At 44.7% G+C, this 18,305-nt stretch carries 16 protein-coding genes; 12 read left to right on the top strand and 4 right to left on the bottom strand.

Annotation, left to right across the window (positions count from 1 at the left end):
- The first annotated feature begins 37 nt into the window (after positions 1 to 37).
- Complete coding sequence (locus tag O3A65_00865) at positions 38 to 487, top strand: single-stranded DNA-binding protein (protein ID MDA1331014.1); 450 nt, start codon at positions 38 to 40, stop codon at positions 485 to 487.
- Between the two features lie 131 nt (positions 488 to 618).
- On the opposite strand, the gene O3A65_00860 is transcribed toward O3A65_00865, so the two are convergent.
- Positions 619 to 867 carry a sulfurtransferase TusA family protein gene (locus tag O3A65_00860; protein ID MDA1331013.1) on the bottom strand — a complete coding sequence of 83 codons (249 nt, stop codon included), beginning with the start codon at positions 865 to 867 and terminating at the stop codon, positions 619 to 621.
- 210 nt (positions 868 to 1,077) lie between these two features.
- On the opposite strand from O3A65_00860, the gene O3A65_00855 reads away from it, so the two are divergent.
- The gene (locus O3A65_00855; protein ID MDA1331012.1) at positions 1,078 to 4,551 is read left to right on the top strand and encodes an indolepyruvate ferredoxin oxidoreductase family protein; all 3,474 of its coding nucleotides are present in this window, start codon (positions 1,078 to 1,080) and stop codon (positions 4,549 to 4,551) included.
- Positions 4,552 to 4,567: 16 nt separating this feature from the next.
- On the opposite strand, the gene O3A65_00850 is transcribed toward O3A65_00855, so the two are convergent.
- Positions 4,568 to 5,320: a glycerophosphodiester phosphodiesterase family protein gene (locus O3A65_00850; GenBank protein MDA1331011.1), complete on the bottom strand. Its 753-nt coding sequence runs from the start codon at positions 5,318 to 5,320 to the stop codon at positions 4,568 to 4,570.
- Positions 5,321 to 5,463: 143 nt separating this feature from the next.
- Here O3A65_00850 and O3A65_00845 point away from each other — a divergent pair, with 143 nt between their 5' ends.
- The 6 genes from O3A65_00845 to O3A65_00820 all read left to right on the top strand — a co-directional run bounded on the left by O3A65_00845 (position 5,464) and on the right by O3A65_00820 (position 12,088).
- Positions 5,464 to 5,778 carry a zinc ribbon domain-containing protein gene (locus O3A65_00845; protein ID MDA1331010.1) on the top strand — a complete coding sequence of 105 codons (315 nt, stop codon included), beginning with the start codon at positions 5,464 to 5,466 and terminating at the stop codon, positions 5,776 to 5,778.
- Positions 5,779 to 5,858: 80 nt separating this feature from the next.
- Complete coding sequence (gene aspS, locus O3A65_00840) at positions 5,859 to 7,658, top strand: aspartate--tRNA ligase (GenBank protein ID MDA1331009.1); 1,800 nt, start codon at positions 5,859 to 5,861, stop codon at positions 7,656 to 7,658.
- A gap of 9 nt (positions 7,659 to 7,667) precedes the next feature.
- Positions 7,668 to 8,141, top strand: coding sequence for a dihydroneopterin triphosphate diphosphatase (gene nudB, locus O3A65_00835; protein MDA1331008.1), 474 nt, complete (start codon positions 7,668 to 7,670; stop codon positions 8,139 to 8,141).
- Between the two features lie 117 nt (positions 8,142 to 8,258).
- Positions 8,259 to 9,362 carry a quinolinate synthase NadA gene (nadA, locus tag O3A65_00830; GenBank protein ID MDA1331007.1) on the top strand — a complete coding sequence of 368 codons (1,104 nt, stop codon included), beginning with the start codon at positions 8,259 to 8,261 and terminating at the stop codon, positions 9,360 to 9,362.
- 62 nt (positions 9,363 to 9,424) lie between these two features.
- Positions 9,425 to 11,182 (top strand): ABC transporter ATP-binding protein/permease, encoded by a 1,758-nt coding sequence (locus tag O3A65_00825; protein ID MDA1331006.1) that lies wholly within the window; start codon positions 9,425 to 9,427, stop codon positions 11,180 to 11,182.
- Positions 11,183 to 11,275: 93 nt separating this feature from the next.
- Positions 11,276 to 12,088 carry a serine hydrolase gene (locus O3A65_00820; GenBank protein MDA1331005.1) on the top strand — a complete coding sequence of 271 codons (813 nt, stop codon included), beginning with the start codon at positions 11,276 to 11,278 and terminating at the stop codon, positions 12,086 to 12,088.
- Positions 12,089 to 12,132: 44 nt separating this feature from the next.
- Here the strand turns inward: O3A65_00820 and O3A65_00815 are convergent, their stop codons facing one another.
- Entirely contained in the window at positions 12,133 to 12,855 is a 723-nt protein-coding gene (locus tag O3A65_00815; protein ID MDA1331004.1) for an IclR family transcriptional regulator, read from the bottom strand.
- 259 nt (positions 12,856 to 13,114) lie between these two features.
- On the opposite strand from O3A65_00815, the gene O3A65_00810 reads away from it, so the two are divergent.
- From O3A65_00810 to O3A65_00795, 4 genes are read left to right on the top strand one after another with little or no spacing between them, the layout of a single operon-like run.
- A complete protein-coding gene (locus tag O3A65_00810; protein MDA1331003.1) occupies positions 13,115 to 13,855 on the top strand; it encodes a (Fe-S)-binding protein in 741 nt (246 codons plus the stop codon).
- Between the two features lie 17 nt (positions 13,856 to 13,872).
- Positions 13,873 to 15,288: a LutB/LldF family L-lactate oxidation iron-sulfur protein gene (locus O3A65_00805; protein MDA1331002.1), complete on the top strand. Its 1,416-nt coding sequence runs from the start codon at positions 13,873 to 13,875 to the stop codon at positions 15,286 to 15,288.
- An 8-nt stretch (positions 15,289 to 15,296) separates the two neighbouring features.
- On the top strand, positions 15,297 to 15,944 hold the full coding sequence (locus tag O3A65_00800) for a lactate utilization protein C (GenBank protein ID MDA1331001.1): 648 nt from the start codon (positions 15,297 to 15,299) through the stop codon (positions 15,942 to 15,944).
- A 37-nt stretch (positions 15,945 to 15,981) separates the two neighbouring features.
- Positions 15,982 to 16,554: a DUF2062 domain-containing protein gene (locus O3A65_00795; protein MDA1331000.1), complete on the top strand. Its 573-nt coding sequence runs from the start codon at positions 15,982 to 15,984 to the stop codon at positions 16,552 to 16,554.
- Positions 16,555 to 16,647: 93 nt separating this feature from the next.
- Here the strand turns inward: O3A65_00795 and nhaB are convergent, their stop codons facing one another.
- Positions 16,648 to 18,255, bottom strand: a complete 1,608-nt coding sequence (gene nhaB, locus O3A65_00790; protein ID MDA1330999.1) for a sodium/proton antiporter NhaB — start codon at positions 18,253 to 18,255, stop codon at positions 16,648 to 16,650.
- Positions 18,256 to 18,305: the final 50 nt, after the last annotated feature.

The raw sequence follows: 18,305 nt of genomic DNA, 5'->3' as shown, positions 1-18,305 counted from the left end.
ATCGTGAAATCACAGTTTTAGAAACAGGAGAAAGTTGATGGCTTCCGTAAATAAGGTCATTCTTGTTGGAAATCTCGGGAGAGATCCTGAAGTTCGTCGTATGCCAAGCGGAGACGCAATGGTTAGCTTAAGTATTGCGACAACGGATACTTGGAAGGATAAGGGTGGTGAGCGTCAAGAGAAGACAGAATGGCACAGAATCGTTATTTTTGGTCGATTGGCAGAGGTTGCTGGCGAGTATCTTAAGAAAGGGTCACAGGCTTATTTTGAGGGGCGCTTACAAACTAGAAAGTGGACAGACAAGGAAGGTCAGGAGAAATATACCACCGAGGTTATAGCGGACCGGATGCAAATGTTGGGGTCTCGGTCAGGCTCTGGTGGTGGAGATTTTGGTGGCAACCAATCACCTAGTAAGGGGTCCGCTGCATCTGGTCCTGGCGAATTTTCTGGCGGCTTAGATGACCTCGAGGATGATATTCCTTTTTAGATACTTATCTCAATCGGGTAAATTGACGGAGGTTTTTTAGCGCTGCTTTCGCAAGAGGGCCTTTGTCACGAAAATAGCGGACCCCGCAAACACGAAATTTTTTGTAATTACACCTACCTCATCGATTGAAATCACTTACTTTTCCGGATCAAAAATCGGTAACTGGCCTCTGCTTCTGTCGTGTCGATTAAGTCGTGACCCGTTTGCCGGCAAAATGCATGAAAGTCTGGAACCGATCCCGGATCAGTTGTAAACACCTCCAGCACTTGTCCGACACCGATTTCCTGAAGTGCTTTTTTTGTTTTCAGTATGGGAAGTGGACAGTTAAGCCCTTTTACATCGAGCGATAAGTCTATTGGGATATCTAATTCCTCTGACATTTCTAGCTTAGCCTTGATTCTAGTAGTATTGTGATTTTATAGTGATTATACCTTGGAGATCCAATTGGGTCGGACGAGAATTTATTGTGATACGATTATAAAAAATATAGACAGAACGCGAGATGTTCCCACATATTCAAGTTTTTAGATGCAAAACTGATACTTAATAATTTATGTGGTAGTTCAATTAAAAGGGAGCTTTGGCTGGTTATGAAACTCAGAGATGTGGCCCTAGAGGACAAGTATATTGTTGAGGAAGGTCGTATCTTTCTCAACGGAACCCAAGCATTGGTACGATTGCCTTTGATGCAGCGTGCAAGAGATAAAAAGATCGGATTGAATACCGCTGGCTATATCTCAGGCTATCGGGGTAGCCCATTAGGACAGTTTGATCAACAGCTTTGGATTGCGAAGAAGCATCTTAAGAATCACAATATTGTGTTTCAGTCAGGTGTTAACGAAGACCTTGCTGCAACCGCGCTGTGGGGTACACAGCAGGCCGGGCTGCATGGCGAGGCTAAATACGATGGTGTGTTTGGTATTTGGTATGGCAAGGGGCCAGGAGTAGATCGATCGGGCGATATTTTTGTACATGCGAATTTGGCTGGAACTCATCCAAATGGTGGTGTCCTCGCTTTGATGGGGGACGATCATACGGGTGAATCATCGACCACCTTGCATCAAAGTGAATTTGCATTGATCAATGCAATGATACCCATCTTGAATCCAGCTGGGATTCAGGAGTTGTTGGATTACGGGTTGTATGGCTGGGCGCTTTCCCGATATTCCGGTACGTGGGTAGGTCTCAAGTGCATGAAGGATACGATTGATGCAAGCGCAACCGTTGACGTCGGTGAAGATAGAGTACAGGTGGTTCAGCCCGCCGATTTTGAAATGCCTGAGGGAGGCCTTAGCCTTCGCTTTCCAGATCTACCTATGGAGCAGGAAAGACGCCTTCATAAATATAAGATTGAAGCGGTCAAAGCCTTTGTGCGAGCTAATGGAATCGATAGAGTTGAGTTTAAAGGTGAGAATGATGTCTTGGGTATCATTACTTGCGGTAAATCGTACCTTGATGTAAGGCAAGCGTTGCACTATTTGGGTATTGATGACCAGCGCGCGAAACAACTGGGTTTGAGTGTTTATAAAGTCGGGATGACCTGGCCACTTGAGCCAATAGGGATTACTCAGTTTGCTAACGGCCTTAAGAAGATTTTGGTTGTTGAAGAAAAGCGGGGCCTTTTAGAGCCTCAAGTGAAAGAGATCTTATATTCACTCGAGCAACGTCCTATTGTTATTGGTAAAAAAGATGAACAGGGTAGCGAATTGCTTCGCTCCAATGCCGCACTCGAACCTAATGAAATCGCGATTGCGATTGCAGAGCGCATATTAGAGTTCACGAATGATCGCGATCTTGAAGATCGACTCAACCGAAGAAGGTCGATGGCTCTTGAGTCTATTGAAGTTCCAGCCATGGAACGCACCCCTTATTTTTGTTCTGGTTGTCCCCATAGTACGGGAACAAAGGTACCAGAAGGTTCTGTCGCCCTGTCTGGGATAGGTTGTCACTTTATGGCGCAATCGATGGACCGTAATACGACTGGATACACACAAATGGGGGGAGAGGGGGCGAGTTGGATCGGCGAGTCTCACTTTGTGGATACGCCCCATGTTTTCCAAAATATTGGTGACGGCACATATTTTCATTCCGGGTTCTTAGCACTGAGGGCGGCGGTCGCCTCGGGAGCTAACATGACCTATAAAATCTTGTTTAATGATGCTGTTGCCATGACTGGGGGGCAGCCTGTCGATGGTCAATTAACAGTGCCGCAAGTAACGCGCCAAGTCGCGGCTGAAGGTGTGACTAAAGTTGTAGTGGTTACGGATGAACCTGATAAATATGGTTCCAACCCAGGATTCGCTGAGGGAGTTACAGTTCATCATCGGGATGACTATGACCGAGTTCAAAAACAGATTCGCGAAGTTCCAGGGGTTTCAGTAATCGTTTATGACCAGACCTGCGCCTCGGAGAAGAGGCGCCGGCGCAAAAGAGGAACGTTTCCTGATCCGGCTAAAAGAGCACTGATCAATGATTTGGTCTGTGAGGGTTGTGGCGATTGCGGTGTTCAGTCGAACTGTGTGTCGGTTACCCCGCTTGAAACTGAGTTCGGCCGAAAGCGATCAATTGACCAGTCCTCTTGCAATAAGGATTTTTCTTGCGTTAAGGGATTTTGTCCAAGCTTTGTCACAGTTCACGGCGGAGCTTTGAAAAAGGGTCAAGGCGTGATATCTAACACTGAAAAGGCAGATCTATTTCAAGTTTTGTTGGATCCAGTTTTACCATCTTTGGATCAGCCGTACGGGATCCTTGTGAATGGTATCGGTGGGACGGGTGTTGTAACCATAGGCGCAATTGTTGGTATGGCGGCTCATCTAGAGAGTAAGTCCTTTGCCGGCATGGATATGGCGGGTCTTGCTCAAAAAGGAGGCGCCGTTTGGAGTCATCTGCAGATTGCAAAACGTCAGGAAGATTTGAAAGCAGCTCGCCTTGGCTTTGCTGGTGCTTCGTTGATTCTGGGTTGTGATTTTGTGACGACGGCGAGTGTAAAGACGATGGAGGTGGGTCAAAGCGGTAAGACATTTGCCATTGTTAATGTGCATGAGCAGATGACTGGTGCTTTTACCCGCGACAAAAATTATCAATTCCCGAGAAATGACCTGAGAGAGACAATTCGCAATCGATTAAGTGGAGATAATGTTGAGTTCGTAGAGGCAACTCGTATCGCTACCTCCTTAATGGGTAATTCGATTGCGACGAATATGTTTATGCTCGGATACGCCTATCAAAAAGGTTTATTACCTTTGGGTCACGAAGCCATCAATCGAGCAATAGAGATGAATGGAGCATCGGTCGACATGAATAAGACGGCGTTTCTGTGGGGGCGACGAGCCAGTGTCGATATGGCAACAGTAGAGCGGTTATTGAAGCCCAAAGTTGTACACAGTCAGACGGAGGAGCAACAATCGCAAACTCTTGATGAGATCGTGCAGAAGAGATTTAATTTTCTAACTGACTATCAAAATGTAGATTATGCGAAACAGTATCGGAGTTTAGTTGATAGGGTGCGGCTCAGAGAAGAATCTGGGACGAGGCTTGATGGGCTCACGGAGATCGTGGCGCGTTACTACTTTAAGCTGATGGCGTATAAAGACGAATATGAAGTGGGCAGACTTTACTCTAACGGCGTATTTCAAAAAAAGGTAGGACTGCTCTTCGAGGGAAACTATAAGATTAGATATCATCTCGCTCCGCCCCTTTTCGCTAAAAAAGATTCTGAAACCGGGCATCTTAAGAAAAAAGAGTTTGGTCCATGGGTTTTTGGAGTGTTCAAAGTTCTATCCGGTTTAAAGTTTTTGCGTGGTACGGTTTTTGACGTTTTTGGATGGACTGCTGAGAGAAAGATGGAGCGTCAACTCATTGAGGATTATCGTTTATTGGTTGAAGAGATTGCCGACACCGTGGATCAAACAAATATTGAGGTGGCTAAGAAGCTCCTATTCTTGCCGGAGGAGATACGTGGCTTTGGACATATTAAAGAAGCTAGTGTCATTCAGGTGAAGCAATCATGGCAAGTCTTGCTTGACGAATACCGTGCTGGAGGAGAAAAGCGCAAAGCTGCTTGAGAGCAGTTGTATTTTTTTAAAAGAAGTACGGCCCGATAGCATCTATTTGTGCTGTCACCAGCGCGTCGACTTTATGCTCAATAACAGTAATTGCTTCAATACTATCGTTAACGTTAGTTGCAATCACTGAATGTTTTTTTCGGTGCAGTGTGTCGACAAGTTGCGGAGTAATTAGTTGCTGCGGGATAAAAACGCAATGGCACATTAGTTTGTCATACCTGCTTGCCTCTTGAGGTAATTCGTTATTCCAGATGAGGCCTCTGAATATGTCTGGAGCAATGTCCATTAACGTGGTTAACGTCACGGTGTTCTCAGATGCGAACAAAGGGAAGAGTTTTTTTTCATGATTGACTGTTTTTAGGATATCGACGCTAATTTCTGCAATGACTCGTTCTTGGGCAGAGCTTGGTTTTAATTCGATTACCGGCCGTATTTCCAATTCAGTACAGGTTGAAAGTGCTTGATAAAGCGTGGGTAACTTCTCCCCAATGTATTCGTTGCCGTAATCACTGCCAATATCTAATCCATTAATTTGATCAAAAAATACTTCACTCGCCAGTCCAGATACACCGGTTGATGGGTCAAATGACTCATTAGTCAGGAGAATGGGTATACCATCCGCCGTTAAGCGAACATCAAAATGAATATTTTGAAACCCAAGATTTCTCGCATGTTTAATGCCAGCTAGTGAATTTTCTGGAGCTATAACTCCTCCAGTTCTCTGACTGATGACCTTTTGTCCTGCTGCGAATGATCGGTTTTCAAGCATGGCTACATTATACGAGATGCCCGTATGTGGAAGTCTGATCTATTTAGAGGTCGTAATTAACTATTGGCGTTATTCTAGGGCCCAATTTTAGATGAAATCTCAGTTTGTGCGATATACTAATTCCTATTAAATAAGGCTCGCTAATGCCCATCTATGAATATCTGTGTTCCTCATGTGGTAATAAGCATGAGGCACTTCAAAAAATCTCTGAGGACCTTTTGGTCGATTGTCCTAAATGTGGTGCGCCATCGCTGGAAAAAATGGTAACCGCTGCGGGCTTTCAGCTGAAGGGCGCTGGTTGGTATGTGACTGACTTTAGAGATAAAAAAGAACCAGCAGCGACGAAAAGCTCTCCTGTTTCCGACGGTGACAGTAAGGCCAGTCCGAGTGTCTCTGATGCAAAGAATACGAATGAAAATAAATCAATTAAAGAGTCTTCAGTGGGCAGCGGTGATTGAGAGTTGTCACAATTTTCCATACCTACTGGCCCGAATGATGTTGTAACGATACTGCTTAAAAATAACGGAAACTAATAGCAATGCGAACAAATTATTGTGGGTTAATTGACTCAAGTTATTTGGACCAAGAGGTTCATTTATTCGGATGGGTTCATCGTCGAAGGGATCACGGTGGTGTTATTTTTATTGATCTGCGTGATCGAGAGGGTATTGTTCAAGTAGTATCAGATCCTGATAATGAACAAGCTTTTGCGGTCAGTGATCGGGCCCGAAGCGAATACGTTTTGCGGATAAAAGGGCGAGTGCGATGCCGGCCAGACGGCACGGTGAATTCCTCCTTAAAGAGCGGCGAGATAGAGGTTTTGGCGAATGATATTGAAATCCTTAACGCATCAGAGACGCCTCCTTTTGCCATTGACGAAGAAGAGCCATCGGAGATAGTTCGATTGGAGAACAGAGTTTTTGATTTACGCCGTCCTCAAATGCAAGCGAATCTGAGGCTACGGGCTCTCGTCTCTAAATACTTTAGAGATTATCTAGACCGAAATGGGTTTATTGCCGTAGAGACGCCGGTTTTATATAAATCGACACCAGAGGGTGCTCGTGAATTTCTTGTGCCATCGCGTATGCACGATGGAGAGTTTTATGCGTTGCCGCAGTCACCTCAGCTATTCAAGCAAATGTTGATGGTCGCTGGGTTTGATCGTTACTACCAAATTGTTAAATGTTTCCGTGACGAGGATTTGCGGGCAGATCGTCAGCCTGAGTTTACGCAGATTGATATTGAAACTTCATTTCTTGATGAGTTCGAGATCAGAAAGATCATGGAGGACATGATTAGAGGCTGTTTCAAAAACACTCTTGAGGTTGATCTGCCTGATGCGTTCCCAGTGATGCGTTACGATGAGGTGATGCGGCTGTACGGCAGCGATAAACCTGATCTAAGAATCCCACTTAAGTTTACGGATATTACCGAGTTAATGAAGGTGGAGGAATTTAAAGTATTTAGGTCAGCAGCCGATCTCGTGGATGGGCGGGTAGTTGCGTTGAGAGTTCCGGGAGGGGGAGAGATCAGTCGGAAGCAGATTGATGATTACACAAATTTTGTTGCGATCTATGGTGCTAAAGGGTTGGCATATGTCAAAGTTAATGATGTGACTGGAGGTATTGGTGGGTTGCAATCCCCTATTATTAAGTTTCTCGCAGAGGAGGTCGTGTTAAAAGTAATTGAGCTCTCTGGTGCAGTAAGCGGCGATATCATTTTCTTTGGCGCGGACAAGGGTAGGATTGTTAACGATGCGTTGGGTGCTCTTCGTGAAAAATTGGGGCGAGACCTTGGTTTGATTGAGCCGGGATGGAAACCGCTTTGGGTAGTTGATTTTCCCATGTTTGAGTACGACGAACAGTCCAACCAATGGGTTGCTCGGCATCATCCATTTACGTCACCTAAAGATGGACATGATGTGCACATTGAGACGAATCCGGGTGCGGCTTATGCAAAAGCCTACGATATGGTCTTGAATGGTTGGGAGATTGGGGGCGGTTCGGTGCGTATCCATCAGCCCGAATTGCAAGAGAAAGTTTTCCGTTCATTAAAGATTACTCCGGAGGACCAGCGAGCGAAGTTCGGATTTCTATTAGACAGTCTTAAGTGGGGCGCTCCCCCCCATGGCGGTATAGCTTTTGGACTAGATCGGATCGTTACGCTCATGTGCGGGGCCACATCGATTAGGGATGTTATTGCATTCCCTAAAACGCAGCGCGGACAGGACTTGTTGACGGGGGCGCCTTCTGCGGTCACCGATGCGCAGTTACGTGAGCTACATATTCGTCTTAGTGGTGCCACGAAGGCTGAGACAAGAAATAACAAAGACGATTAAACTCGCATCATGTTGCATGAGGAGAGGCGGAGCCAGTCATACAAGATCCCGGTATCGGTTTTAGTGGTTGTCTATACTGAGGACTTAGAGATCCTGTTACTTGAACGGGCAGACCGAGATGGTTTTTGGCAATCGGTAACAGGGAGTAGTGAATTAAACGAGTCTTTGCATCAAACTGCAGTTCGAGAGCTGTATGAGGAAACGGGTATTAACGCATCTGAATTTCCTTTGGCTGATTGGAAGATTTTCAACGAGTTTGAAATCTTTAAGCATTGGCGTGGTCGTTATGCTCCAGGGGTTACTCATAATATGGAACACGTGTTCGGCGTACGTGTCCCAGAGCGGGTATCCATTAAAATATCCCAGCGTGAGCACACTCAGTTTGGTTGGTTTCAGATTGAAGATGCTATTGGTCGAGTTTTTTCTTGGACTAATGCTGATGCGTTACGATTTTTGCTGAAGTCACATTTGAGTTTGCGCTGAGTTTGCTGCATTAAAAGACATCTCATGTAAACTTTGTAGTGATAGTATTTGGAGGGGTTAATGTCTGCGGCGCTGCATTGACTAATTTAGATTTTTGTTGGGGAAATTAAGGTGGCCATGGAATTAGTAACGAGTAGAGATTTTTTGGATTATCGTGATCGTTCAGATGATGAATGTCATAGGCTTATCAAAAGAGCTAAGGCTAGCCTTGGAGATGATTTAGTTATTCTCGGCCATCATTATCAAAGGGCGGATGTATATCAACATGCCGATTTGAAAGGGGATTCTTTGAAGCTTTCGAAGCTGGCATCACAAACAAATTCAGAACACATTATTTTTTGTGGTGTTCATTTTATGGCTGAAGTGGCCGACATTATGTCTAAGCGAAATCAAAAGGCATTGCTTCCTGATTTGGCTGCGGGTTGTTCAATGGCTGATATGGCTAATTTGTCTAAAGTTAATCGAGCATGGACTGAGATCAAGTCCGTTCTCGGCGAAGACATGTCGGTGACGCCGGTTACTTACATTAATTCAGCAGCAGATCTCAAAGCGTTCTGTGGGGAGCACGATGGCATTGTGTGCACGTCATCGAATGCGTCCCAGATCGTTACTTGGGGGTTGGGACAGCGAGAAAAAATCTTGTTTTTCCCAGATCAGCATTTAGGCCGTTGGTCTGGACATCAGCTAGGCTTAATCAATGAGATCGATATGAAGGTTTGGGATCCAGATTTGTGGATGGGCGGGCTCACTGAAGAAGAAATTAAGCAAGCAAAAATACTCTTGTGGAAGGGGCATTGCTCGGTTCATCAGATGTTCCAGCCGGAGCACATTGTACGGTTTCGTGAAAAACATCCAGAAGGCCATGTTATTTCGCATCCAGAGTGCCGGTTCGAGGTTTGTGAGCAATCTGACTTTGTTGGCTCGACAGAATATATCGTTCAGACTATTGCGGCCGCTAAGCCCAATACGCATTGGCTGGTTGGTACTGAATTAAATTTGGTAAATCGAATCGCTGAAGAATTTAGACCAGAAGGCAAGGTAGTTGAGTTTATGTCACCACTTGTGTGTATGTGTTCTACGATGAATCGTATCGACCCTCAACATTTGGCCTGGCAAGTTGAGAATTTGCTTGACGGCACACTGGTGAATCAAATTTGTGTTCCTGAGTCGGATAAGGATATGGCGCGAGTTGCTCTTGACCGAATGTTGTCAATTTCTTAGTTTCTTATAAGGGTGACTACCTGTTGTTGGATGAGTAAGGGTTACTCTTGGGATCTTAAGGGGTGACAAAAACTAATTGGTTGACTCTGAAGTCTCTGGCGCCGTACGTCTTGGATTTTAAATTTCGTGTAATCATCGCTCTTGCATTTCTGACCCTTGCCAAAGTGGCCAATGTGTCGGTGCCTCTTGTGCTCAAAGAGGTAGTTGATTCGCTCTCCTCACAGAGCCAGGTTATTTTCCTTCCTTTTGCGCTGCTACTTAGTTACGGTGCGTTAAGGATGTGCGCCGTGGTATTTGCTGCGTTGCGTGATGTGGTTTTTGTCAAAGTGACTAGTCGTGCAACAAGAAAAATAGCGCTAAAGGTATTTCGGCATCTTCATGATCTGAGTCTTAAATTTCATCTTGGGCGACAAACTGGGGGAATTACGCGTGAGATAGAAAGAGGGACGCGCGGCATTTCCACTTTGTTGACGTATACATTATTCTCGATTATTCCCGTGATACTCGAGTTTGGTTTTGTTGCGGCTATTTTGATAGATCGTTTTGACTGGCGGTTTGCAGCGATTACTTTTTCAGCAGTAATTTTCTATTTGCTGTACACCTTTCTCGTGTCCGAATGGCGGATAGGCATTCGCCGTGAAGCTAATGAATGGGATACACGATCGAATTCCCACGCAGTCGATACCCTTCTCAATTATGAAACGGTTAAGTATTTTAATAATGAGGATTACGAAGCGAAAAGATACGACACTTTCTTACGTGAGTATGAAGGGGCTGATGTTAAAACTGGGACCTCGCTCGGGCTTCTCAATATAGGGCAAAGTATCATCATAGCCTTAGCAGTTACGGCGTTGATGATACTAACCTCCCAAGGAGTTATTGCTCAAAAAATGACGATTGGCGATTTGGTTTTGGTGAATGGGCTTTTGATTCAACTATATATTCCACTCAACTCCATGGGCATGGTCTATCGGGAAATAAAACAGTCTTTTATTGATATGCATAAGATGTTCTCGTTGTTGGATATTGTGCGAGATATCGTGGATCGACCTGGAGCAATTCCATTTGAGTCCTCTAGCCCTACCATCGAATTTAAAAATATTTCATTCTCGTATGATGGGAGGCGTGAAACATTATCTCACGTCAGTTTTGTCGTACCCAACGGAAAGACAGTAGCGATCGTTGGTGAGAGCGGATCGGGAAAAACTACGTTATCCAGATTGTTGTTTCGGCTCTACGATGTTTGCGATGGCGAGATTCTGATAGATGGCATAGATGTTCGAGATTATCTTCAAGACAGCTATAGGAGAGCCATCGGCGTGGTACCTCAAGATACAGTTCTTTTTAACGACACTTTGGGCTTCAACATCAAGTATGGAGAGCCACTATGTTCCAAAGGAGACTTAGATCGGGTAGTGCGCCTGGCGCAGCTTGAGAGCTTTGTTAAGGATCTTCCAGAAGGTTTTGAGACAAACGTTGGGGAACGGGGTCTAAAGGTGTCTGGCGGTGAGAAGCAACGGATATCCATAGCGCGAGCTATTCTTAAGAATCCATCGATTATGATTTTCGACGAAGCGACATCCTCGTTAGACTCGGGGAGTGAGCGATTAATTCAGCTGGCTTTGGATGGGGTATCAAAAAATAGAACGACTTTGGTCATTGCGCACCGCCTATCTACGATCGTTCATGCGCATCAGATTATTGTTTTGGATGCCGGAAGAATTATAGAGAGAGGGTCGCACCTCGAGCTGCTTAAGAAATCCGGGAAGTACAGTTACATATGGCATCTTCAGCAAAGTAAATCGCAACTAGAGACTTAAGGCTAATATGTTGAAATGTATTTATAATTTTTGTATTAGATATTGATTTAAATTTTTATGTATTTTAAAAGCATAACGAAAACTGTCTTATCCGTGGCTCTGCTGATTTTTTTAGCAGCCTTAATACTGTTGTATGACATCGGCGTAGAGGCCAGAAGTGATGCTGGCCCATATCTTGAGTCGAGAGTTGCTATCGTCGTAGATCAAAGTAATGGAGAGGTCATCTTTGAAAAAAATGGTTCTGATGTAGCACCAATTGCATCAGTTACCAAGTTGATGACAGCAATGGTCATTATTGATTCGGGCGTTCCTCTACTCGAATCTATAACGATTACTAAGGCAGATATTGATCGTTATAAAAAGTCATATTCGGGACTAAGTGTCGGTACGACTTTATTAAGAGCTGAGGTGTTGAAGTTAGCTTTAATGGCCTCGGAAAATCGAGCTTCAGCCGCATTATCTCGATTATTTCCGGGTGGGGAAAAGGCTTTTGTGCAGGCTATGAATAAAAAGGCTAAATCACTAGGAATGAATCAAACAGTTTTCATTGATTCCACTGGTTTGCGTCCGGGGAATGTGTCCAGTGGTTTGGATCTTGTGAAGATGGTGGTTGCCGCATATGAGTATCCGCTGATCCGGTTGTATACGACCACCTCGTTGTTTCAACTTCGAGCAAAAATAGGTGCGCGACCTGTCATGCGCGAATATGTCAATTCGAATCGTTTAGTACGGAGTGCGATATGGGACATCGGGCTATCTAAAACCGGGTATATCCTGGAGTCGGGGCGTTGTTTAGTCATGCAAACGACGATTCTCAATAAACCAGTAATTATGGTCTTGCTAGATTCTTGGGGTAAGTTGACGGCTTTAGGCGACGCTGAACGAGTTCGCCGTTGGATGGAGTGAACGAAAAAGAAATGATATAAGGCTGTAGATGCGGTTTGCTGTTGTTAAGCGCGCGCACTTCCTAGAGCTGCAGAGATTCCATCGGCTGTTGCTTTTACACGCTTGCCCCAGCTACGGTTAAGTCTATGCGAGGGTGTGGAAATAGATAAGCCGGCAACTAGTACGTCAGATTCGTCGTAAATTCCAGCGCCGATACATGAGAGTCCCGTTTCTGCTTCTTCATTGTCAAACGCATAGCCCTGTTTTTTTATCTTTGCTAACTCAGTGAACAAAATACGGGAATCCTTAATTGTATTTTTTGTGAAGACTTTAAGTCCATTACGTTGGATATAGTTTAAGGTTTTGTCTTCTCCGTCTTCGATTAAAAAGAGCTTACCAACTGCGGTGACATGCAAAGGCGCTTTAGCGCCAATGAGGTGAGTGACTCGAATTGCTAAGTGATCTCCGGCTAAGCGCTCGACATAGACCATTTCATCGCCCTGACGGATTGATAGATTGACAGTCTCTTGAAGTTGATGATGGAGCTCTTGCATGAAAGGTAGCGCCTGCTTACGGATATCAATCCGGGTCTTAGGGATATTGCCCAGTTCGAGTAAGCGTGTACCGAGCCGGTAGCTCCCGATTTGTACTTTATCGATAACGCGATAATGTACCAGCACATTTAGGATTCGGTGGGACGTAGAAGGGTGAAGATTGGCGAGTTGTGACAACTCTTTTAAACTCATCGGGTAACCCGACTTTGACAGGACGTCAATTAGTTTCATCATTCGGTCAATTACCTGAATGGATGTTTTAACATTTGTTTCTTGCATCGTTGCGGTGACATTGTTAATGTTTATTTTGCGTTGCAAAAATATAGATGAAACTCTATTGCTAAGCAACCGGTTAGCAATAGAGTAGTGAATTTCTTATGACAAGTATTTAGATGGTATTGTGCTACACTTTGCGTGAATCTCTGCTCGTTAAGTGGAATCTTTAATCAGTATTTGAGCTTGATGGTAATCATTTAAATTTAGGTAAGCAAACATGCGGGTAGGATTATTCGTCACCTGTTTGGCTGATCTGATGCGGCCAAGCATTGGTTTGGCGGCCGTGAAGTTATTGGAGCGAGCCGATTGTGTGGTGGTATTCCCCGAAAGCCAAACGTGTTGTGGGCAACCGGCTTACAACGCAGGGGATAGGCTAACAGCGCAGCAGCTCGCTAGAAAAGTGATCTCTGAGTTTGCAGATGTTGATTATGTAGTTATTCCTTCCGGATCTTGTGGAGGGATGATTAAAACCCACTATGAAGAGCTCTTGCTAGATCTGCCAGAGTACCGAGTTAAAGCGCAATGGTTGGCAGCTAGGACCTACGAATTAACCGACTTTTTGGTAAACGTTGTTGATATGGAGTCGTTCGATACGACATTCCAGGGGACTATTACTTACCATGATTCGTGCGCAGGCCTTAGAGAACTCAATATTAAAGAACAGCCCAGAAAGTTACTTGCGCATTTACCTCACGTCGATTTGAAGGAAATGGCTGGTGCCGAACAATGTTGTGGTTTTGGAGGAACATTTTCAGTTAAGTATGGCGATATTTCATCGAGAATAGTTGACCTCAAATGTGATGATCTTGAGGCTACTCAAGTGGATGCTCTGGTACTCGGTGATCTTGGTTGTATGATGAATATTGAGGGTAAGCTGCGCCGGAGGGGTAATCATAAAACGAAAGTGCTTCACATAGGCGAGATTCTTGCCGGTTTAGTTGGCGAAGAGACCGAATAGCATTAGGAAATATTTTCATGGAACTAACGTCACATCAATTCAAGTCTGTCTCGAGTACGAATCTCAAAGATGTGAAGTTACAAAAGGCATTGTATAAAGCGAAAGACGGATTTGTCGTTTCTCGAGCAAAGGTTGTTGCGGAGTTGGATAACTTTGAGGAATTACGTCAGGCTGCGGCCGATATGAGGGATCATTGTCTGGCGCATTTGGATCTCTACTTAGAGGAGTGGGAAAAGCGGGCGCAAGCCGCGGGCACTATCGTCCATTGGGCTGAATCTTATGAACAATTGAATGCGCTTGTTGTCAAGATTGCTCAAGATAATAAAGTCAAAAAAATTATTAAGTCCAAATCGATGATCGGTGAAGAGACTGGGTTAAATCAGTATGTTGGAAGTTATGGCATCGAGGTTAAAGAGACGGATTTGGGTGAGTACATTATCCAACAGGCTGGCGAACATCCTTCTCACATTATTGCACCAGCAACACATAAATCTAAGGATGATGTTGCTGACTTATTTGCAGAAAAACATAAGCGCCCAAGGTTGGATGATGCGGAAAAATTAACGCATGAGGCAAGAGAAATACTACGACCACATTTTTTAGACGCCGACATGGGGATCACTGGCGCCAACTTCATGATTGCTGAGACCGGATCCACGGTGATTGTGACCAATGAGGGCAATGGTCGTATGACTACGACGATGCCCAGAGTTCATGTTGCGATAAGTAGTATTGAGAAATGTATCCCTACGTTGGATGATTTTGCATTGATCATGCGGCTCCTACCTAGATCAGCGACTGGGCAAGTGATCAGTAACTACGTGTCAATGACGACTGGGCCCAAACGAGCTGGGGACAACGACGGTCCCGGCGCGTTTCATGTAATTATTTTAGATGTTGGTCGTACGAGAGTATTGGGATCAGAACTTCGAGATGCGTTGCGTTGCATTCGTTGCGGCGCTTGTATGAACCATTGTCCTGTGTATCAAAATGTTGGTGGTCATGCATATGGTTGGGTCTACCCGGGTCCGATTGGTTCAGTGCTGACTCCGGCCTATAATGGCATCGAAAATGCAATTGATTTGCCTAATGCGGCAACTTTGTGTAATCAGTGTGGGGTAGTTTGTCCAGTGAAAATCCCCTTGCCTGACTTGATGAGAAAGTTGAGGGAGAGGCAATATGAAAAAAATCTTAAGTCTTCGACGGAAAAATGGTCGCTCAGGTTTTGGGCGTACCTTGCGCTTCGACCGAAACTGTATTCAGTCGCAACAAGAATTATTGCTCGCGCCGGACAAGTATTAGGTGGAGACTCGCGGCGTATTAAGCGTTTGTTCGGTGGTCAAGATTGGACGCAACATAGAGATTTACCTGCTCCTAGGGGGCGGACTTTCAGAGATATCTATCTAAATAAAAAAAAGTCGGCTAATCGATAAATCTCAATATGTCTGCTAGGGAAAATATTTTGGCGCGAATAAGGGCTGCAAATAAAGCTGTCCTTTTTGTGGATGTGATGGATAGTGCGGTTGCTGATCGCCTTGCCAGCCCTCCCATAAGCCCCTTACCTACGATGGACTGGGATATAGAGGAGCGATTTAAAATTCGGTGTCAGGAATCGGCATCTACTTTGGATGAGATTAAGGGGATTGACGAACTGCCGCTTGCAGTGACTCGTTATCTGAGCAAAAAAGGGCTGCCTACTAAAGTTGTGTGTTGGCCAGATTTCGTTGATTTACCATGGTCAGCCGAGGGCATTCAAATGGAGAGTCGCAGTGCTATTGGGGATGATAAAGTCGGGCTCACCGGAAGTTATTGCGCGGTTGCTGAAACGGGTACTTTAGTGTTGCTCTCAGGACAAGAAAGCCATGCCACTACCAGCCTGCTACCTGAAACGCACATCGCAGTTATTCGACGATCTAGAATTGTGAAAACCATGGAGGACGCTTGGCGGTTAATTCGTGGTGAGGTCGGTTCGTTGCCAAGACAAGTAAGTTTTATTTCTGGGCCTTCACGAACAGCAGATATTGAGATGACACTTGTTTATGGGGCTCATGGCCCATTTAGAGTGCACGTGATCATTATTGATCGATGAGTATAAATTAAAGAATGCGTGTAAATGATTTATGAATATGGAATCTAAACCTGGTATCCGTGGTTGGAAAAAAAGGCTTCAAGCTGTCTTGCCGTCAGGACAGAATATTCAAAAAAATAAATGGGTTGCTTGGATTGGACCGTCGCTGCATCATCCAAGGTTGTGGCACTTCAACCGAAAAGGCGTGGCTATGGGCGCTGCAATAGGTATTTTCTTTGCATTTCTGATTCCCTTGATGCAAATACCTTTTGCTGCGATTTTTGCTGTTTGGTTTAAAGGTCATCTAGTCACAGCAGTTGTTACGACACTGGTTACCAATCCGTTGACATTTGGCCCCATTTATTTGCTCGCGAATGAAATTGGTGGTTTTATTTTGGAGAGTATAAAGCCCGATATGCAAGAAGCCATATCGAGTGGTGCCTACGAAGCTGGGGATGCGATTTTGGGATGGTTCGATACATTCATGTTGGTGGGGAAAAATATTATAGTTGGATTACTAGTACTCGCGATCTTCGGGGCCATGGCTGGCTACCTGTTGGTCTTGGGCGTCTGGCGTATGGTCATTACCATTGAATGGTATAAGAGGCGCAAACATAGGTCGTCCCGTTAGATCAGTCATGTCGTTTAGTTCTTATTTGATTCCTACCAAGTCGATCCACAAGCCTGTATTAAAGGACTTATAGATCTCTCTTACGCCAAAAAATTAGTGTTGAGCCTTATTGGGTGTTTCGTGTTTGTTGAGTTCAGACGCCTCGTGATGATTAATGAGGCCACTTTCATACATGGATGATGTCAAAGGGGGTAGCCACAGCATGACGGTCACTAGACCCGTGATGGCCATGGTTACAGTGTAAGGTAATGCCATGAATACCATTCTTCCATATGACAAATGAATCAAAGGAGCCAATGCAGAGGTAAGCAGGAATAGAAAGGCAGCTTGACCATTGGGTGTTGCCACGCTGGGTATGTTGGTACCAGTATTTACTGCAACCGCTAGAAGATCGAATTGATCTCTAGAGATGATTCCCTCTCCTAACGCTTTCCCTAGCTCGTTGATATACACCGTGGCGACGAATACGTTATCGCTAATCGCGGAGAGCAAGCCGTTTGCCACGTAAAATAAACCAATTTGCTCAACGCCATTCAGCGCGAGGCCGTATTGGATGATGCTGGAAAACAGATTTTGATCCTGTATAACGGCAACAATCGCAAAGAAGACCACTAACAAAGCAGTGAAGGGCAGTGCTTCGGTGAAAGCAAGACCAATATCATGTTCCCTAATTAATCCATTAAATGCGGTAATAAATATAATTACAGATAGACCGATAACTCCAACTTCCGCAAGATGCAGTCCCAAGGCAATGATCAGCCATATCCCGGCAATGCCTTGGATGACTAATTTGGCTTTATCTTCCTTTGTCCTCTTCGCTTCCTCTCGCTGGTCAAAGTCTGTTAGGACCTCTAAAATTTCGACAGGTATTTTTGTGCCATATCCAAACAGTTTAAATTTCTCTAATACGACACACGTTAGCAGGCCTACGGCGAGAACAGGGAGGGTGACTGGTGTCATACGGATGAAGAATTCAAAAAAATCCCAGTTGGCACGCCCAGCGATTAAAAGGTTCTGTGGTTCCCCGACAAGGGTACATACGCCACCCAGAGCTGTTCCTACGGCACCATGCATCATTAAGCTTCGTAAGAATGCTTTGAATTGCTCTAGATTGTCGCGATGGATGTTTTGAATATATTGATTATCAGATAAATCACCATCATCATCATCATGAGCTTTCCCGGACGCTACCTTATGGTAGATCCCGTAAAAGCCTACAGCGACACTTATAATGACCGCTATAACGGTCAGTGCGTCGAGAAAGGCAGAGAGAAACGCTGCCATTAACGAGAACAATAGCGATAAGATAATTTTAGATCGAACATTAATGATTACTTTGGTGAAGAGAAATAAAAGTAATCCCTTCATAAAGTAGATTCCTGCGACCATAAACATCAGTAGAAGAATCACGGGAAAGTTCAGTACGATCTCGTGATAAACGGTTGCCGGTGAGGTCATTCCGATCGCAACGGCCTCCATCGCTATCAAACCCCCAGGCGCAAGAGGATAGGCCTTAAGTGCCATTGCAAGAGTAAAAATAAATTGAATGACGAGGATCCAGCCAGTAATGAATGGACCGACGGTGTGAAATAGTATTGGGTTAACAATTAGAAAAAGAATGATCGTTGTTTTATACCAATTTGGCGCTCCTTGAAGAAAGTTGGTCAGGTAAGCTGCGCCACTTGCGTTCGATAATGTCACAGTACTGCCTCCTTGTAGACGTGTTTACACCGCCATATCCGGCACAAGCC

The organism is Pseudomonadota bacterium (genome assembly GCA_027624715.1).
Lineage (GTDB): Bacteria > Pseudomonadota > Gammaproteobacteria > Burkholderiales > Eutrophovitaceae > Eutrophovita.
The sequence above is the reverse complement of the archived record's forward strand: the minus strand, read 5'-3'. Positions and strand labels throughout refer to the sequence as shown.